The organism is Streptomyces alkaliphilus, from assembly GCF_014141535.1.
Taxonomy (GTDB): domain Bacteria; phylum Actinomycetota; class Actinomycetes; order Streptomycetales; family Streptomycetaceae; genus Streptomyces; species Streptomyces alkaliphilus.
This window is the reverse complement of record NZ_VKHT01000401.1, coordinates 1-4,436: the sequence shown is the minus strand read 5'-3', so window position 1 is coordinate 4,436 and position 4,436 is coordinate 1. Positions and strand designations below refer to the sequence as shown.

Here is a 4,436-nt window from a genome sequence, read left to right as displayed (position 1 = left end):
TCTCGGGACCGTCCACCGTGTCCCGGTTCCACAGCAGCAGGAACAACCGGGAGGCGGGGCCGGTGACCAGGCAATCGACCTCCCCGGCCCCGGAGGTGTCGTCCTCCGTGTCGGGACCGATCACCCCGGTGAAGGGAGGTCCCCGCCGTACCGGGGGCATCCGGGCGACGGGCGTCCAGGCGGTCCAGGGCGGTGACCACGCGGCGCACCGTGGCATGGTCCCGGGTGAGGTCGGCCAGGTTGGTGGAGCCGCGCACGATGCCCGCGAAGGCGGACCAGGCCGGGGGGAAACCGACCAGGGCGGTGTGCAGGAGGGCGGGACGGTGCGTGAAGGCCGCGTAGAGTCGACGACCGACACCCATCTCGGTGCCGAGGCCGCGCCCGATGGCGTCGGCGTACTCCACCGCACGTCGCCGGGTCTCCACGGCGTCTCCCGCCACCGCCATTCGCACCGCCGCCTCCCCGGCCAACCGTCCCGAGCGCAGGGCGAAGGAGATGCCCTCCCGGGTCCAGGGCTCGAGCAGACCCGCCGCGTCACCGCACACCAGCACCCGCCCCCGGGAGAGCGGGGAGTCGTCGGCGCGGCAGCGGGTGAGGTGCCCGGAGGAGATCTCGGGTTCGAAGCCGGCCAACCCGCACCGGGCCGTGAGCTCCTCCAGGTAACGCCGGGTGGCCGGGCCCTCGCCCCGGGCGGAGATCACCCCGACCGTGAGCCGGTTCCCCTTGGGGAAGACCCAGCCGTAGGACCCCGGTAGGGGACCCCAGTCGATCAGGGCCCGTCCCCGCCAATCGGCCGCCACCTCGGGGGGCACCGGGATTTCGGCCTCCAGGCCCAGGTCCACGCGGTTCACCCGTACCCCGACGTGCGCGGCTGTGCGCCCGGCGCTGCCATCCGCGCCGACCACGGCACGGGCCAGGATCGTCTCGCCCCCGGCCAGCCGTACCGCCACCGTGCGGCGGTCGGGCACGTCGGGACCGTGCTGCTCCACCCGTTGGACGGACACTCCGGTGCGCAGCCGGGCCCCGGCCCGGACCGCGGAGTCCACCAGCCGCCGGTCGAACTCGGGGCGGTCCACCAGTCCGAAGAGCATCCGCTTGGAACGGCGGGTTCGGGTCAGGCGCCCGTCCAGGGAGAAGGTGACGGCATGAACGCGATCGCGCAACGGCAGGTCGAAGCCGGGGGGCAGGGCATCGCGTGACGGCCCGATGATGCCGCCGCCGCAGGTCTTGTAGCGGGGCAGCTCCGCCCTCTCCACCACCAGCACCCTGCGGCCCGCCTCGGCGACGGCCCGCGCGGCCGAGGCCCCGGCGGGGCCGGCCCCCACCACGATGACATCCCAGGTCGTGTTCCCCGTCGCGCTCTCACCGCTCACGATTGGCCGCCGCTCCCCGTCGTCGCGTCCCGATTCCTCCGCGTGATCGCATCCTACGGCCCGGGGTGTCCCGCTCCCCGCTGTGGGATGATCTCCGGCGACGCGGCCCGCCGACGGCCCGGACGGCCCGGGGGGACGCCCCACCGCCGCGGGACTTTCGCGCCGGCCCGCCGCCGTCCGCCGCGGTGTTCGCCGCGGCCGGGAGACCCCCGAACCACCGGACGCCCCGACACCCCAGGAGAGGTCCCACGATGCAGTCCACCCCCGAGGCCGCCGGCGCCCGCGACGCCGCTGTCCCCCGAACCGCCGACATCGCGGAGGGGATCGCCGCACTGATGCCCCGGGCCCGGGAGGAGCTGGCCGAGTTGGTCGCCTTCCGCTCGGTGGCCGACCCCGCCCAGTACCCGCCCTCCGAGTGCGAGGCCGCGGCCGGGTGGATCGCGGCGGCGCTGCGCGCCGAGGGCTTTCCCGACGTGCGACTGCTGGAGACCCCGGACGGCACGGTCTCGGTGTACGGCGAGTTGCCCGGACCGACGGGGGCGCCGACCGTGCTGCTCTACGCGCACTACGACGTGCAACCGCCCCTGGACGAGGACGGCTGGACCTCGCCTCCCTTCGAACTGACCGAGCGGGACGGGCGGTGGTACGGCCGGGGTGCCGCCGACTGCAAGGGCGGCGTGCTCATGCACCTCCTGGCGCTGCGCGCCCTGCGGGCGACCGGTGGCGTCCCGGTGGGGATCAAGGTGATCGTCGAGGGGTCGGAGGAGCAGGGCACCGGCGGTCTGGAGCGGTACGCCGAGGCCCACCCGGACCTGCTGCGGGCCGACGCCGTGATCATCGGTGACAGCGGGAACTTCCGCGCCGGCGCGCCGACGGTCACCGCGATGCTGCGCGGTATGACGATGGCGCGGGTGCGGGTGGACACCCTGGAGGGGAACCTGCACTCCGGCGCCTTCGGGGGCGCGGCCCCCGATGCGCTGGCCGCCCTGATCCGGGTGCTGGACTCGCTGCGCGACGAGGCCGGTGACACGGTGATCGACGGCCTGCCGGCGGACGGTCTGTGGGAGGGCACCCCCTATCCGGAGGAGCGGTTCCGGGAGGACGCCGGAGTACTGGAAGGCGTCGGGCTGATGGGGTCCGGTGAGCCGGCCGACCGCCTGTGGGCCCGCCCGGCGGCGACGGTGCTGGGCATCGACTGCCCGTCGGTGACGGGGGCCACCCCATCGGTGCAGGCGAGCGCGGCGGCCCTGGTCGGTCTCAGGGTGCCGCCGGGGGTGGACGCGGGCGAGGCGGGCAAGCTGCTGGCCGCGCATCTGCAGGCGCGGGTCCCGTGGGGGGCGCGGATCTCGGTGGAGGCGGCCGGCGAGGGGCAGCCCTTCCGGGCCGACGTGTCGAGCCCTGCCTACGAAGCCATGGCCGAGGCGATGGCCGTCGCCTACGACGGCGCGCGGATGGAGGTGATCGGGCAGGGCGGCTCGATCCCGCTGACCGCCACCCTGGCCGGGCTGTACCCGGAGGCGGAGATCCTGCTGACCGGGCTGAGCGAGCCGGCGGCCCGCATCCACGCCGTGGACGAGAGCGTGTCCCCCGACGAGTTGGAGCGGATGTCGGTGGCCGAGGCGCTGTTCCTGCTGCGCTACGCCGAGCGCGCCGGCTGAGGTTCCGGGCTCCGGGGTGCCCCGCCGGGTGCTGGGTCGCCCCGGGGCCCGAGGGGGTTCTTCCGAGGGGTTCTCCCCGGTGGTCAGGGCCCCACGGGCGCCCCGGGGCCGATCGGTTCCCCCGCCTCGAGGTTGAGCGGCCGGCCCTCGGCGCGGGCCCGGATGGCCCAGCGCAGGCGGGCCACCCGGTTCGGGGAGAGCAGGCGTTCGGCCTCCTCCGGGTCGGCGAACCGCCACGCGCGCAGTTCGTCGGGGGGCAGGAGCAGTCCGGCGGCGCGTTCCGGCGGGAGGACCCCGCCGTCGAAGAGCAGTCGCAGGCCGCCGTGTCCCGGCGGTCGGGGTGGTTCCCAGTCGACGACCAGGAGGGACGGAGCCCCGGTCAATCGCAACCCCAACTCCTCGGCGATCTCGCGGATCGCGGCCCGGGCCGGGGACTCCCCCGGTTCCACCACCCCGCCCGGGAATTCCCAGCCGGCCTTGTAGACCGGGTCCACCAGCAGGACCCGATCGTCCTCGTCGAAGAAGAGCACCCCGGCGGCGACGGTGGCCCCCGTCGGCCGCGGGGTGCCGGGCATCGGACAGAGACCGGCGCCGGAGCCCAACGCCGTCGCGAACCGTTGGGCTATCCGGCGAGGGGTGAGGCCGGCCGCGTCGACGGCGTGGGCGTCCAGCGCCAGCCACTCCCCCAGCGCCCGCAGGTACTCGTCGACCGGGTCGGGGGCCAGGAACCGATCCGGTGGCGGGCCGCTGCGGGCGGAACCGGGGGAATCCGCTCTCCTTCCCCCCGGTGGCGCGCTCTCCCGCAGCCGGTGACGCAGCGCCGCCTCCTCCACGTGCAGCAGCAGGTGCCGCACGCTCAATCCGCAGGCGGCCAGGCCGCCGAATATCTCGTCCCGGTGCGAGCGGTCCAACAGGCTGCCGGGCACCACCAGGGTGGCGCCGGTCTCGCGGTGGACCGCCGCGGCCGCCTCCACGACCAACCGACGCCAGGCGGGCAGATCCCGGATGTCACCCGTCTCCTCCCAGCTCTTGGCCGGCAGGGTGCGGCGGAGCACCGCGGTCAGCTGCCCGGGATCGAACAGCACGCTGCCCGGCAGCAGTTCCACCAGTTCCCCCGCCACCGAGGTCTTGCCCGCTCCGAACGCCCCGTTCAACCAGATGATCACGGGTGACCCTCCTGATTCGCCCTGCTGTCAGTTGCCCGCTGCACCCGGGCACGAAAACGTTCACCGGATGTCCGATTCGTGTCCCGGTGGGACCGATTCCTGATCGTTACATCGAGCGGCGGGAAGCGCCGGCCATCCGACGGAGGGGGCGCACGGGGGGCGCACGGGAGGTGGTCCACCTGGGCCGGCCCGTGACGCGGGCCGGCCCAGGGGCAGGGCTCCGCACACCCCCCGGAGTG

3 protein-coding genes are annotated in these 4,436 nt (G+C 75.0%); 1 reads left to right on the top strand and 2 read right to left on the bottom strand.

Going from position 1 to position 4,436, the window contains the following annotated elements:
• A partial coding sequence (locus FNQ90_RS13805) for a geranylgeranyl reductase family protein (protein ID WP_182606656.1) occupies positions 1-1,373 on the bottom strand: 1,373 nt, incomplete at its 3' end.
• Between the two features lie 251 nt (positions 1,374-1,624).
• Between FNQ90_RS13805 and FNQ90_RS13800 the strand changes: the two genes are divergently transcribed.
• Positions 1,625-3,031, top strand: a complete 1,407-nt coding sequence (locus FNQ90_RS13800) for a dipeptidase (protein ID WP_182606655.1) — start codon at positions 1,625-1,627, stop codon at positions 3,029-3,031.
• Positions 3,032-3,114: 83 nt separating this feature from the next.
• Here FNQ90_RS13800 and FNQ90_RS13795 read toward each other — a convergent pair whose 3' ends face one another.
• A complete protein-coding gene (locus FNQ90_RS13795; protein WP_182606654.1) occupies positions 3,115-4,197 on the bottom strand; it encodes an NUDIX hydrolase in 1,083 nt (360 codons plus the stop codon).
• Between the last annotated feature and the right edge of the window lie 239 nt (positions 4,198-4,436).

Excerpts from the sequence above, each read along its gene's own strand:
- FNQ90_RS13800 (WP_182606655.1), top strand. The coding sequence starts at position 1,625 with ATGCAGTCCACCCCCGAGGCCGCCGGCGCCCGCGACGCCGCTGTCCCC.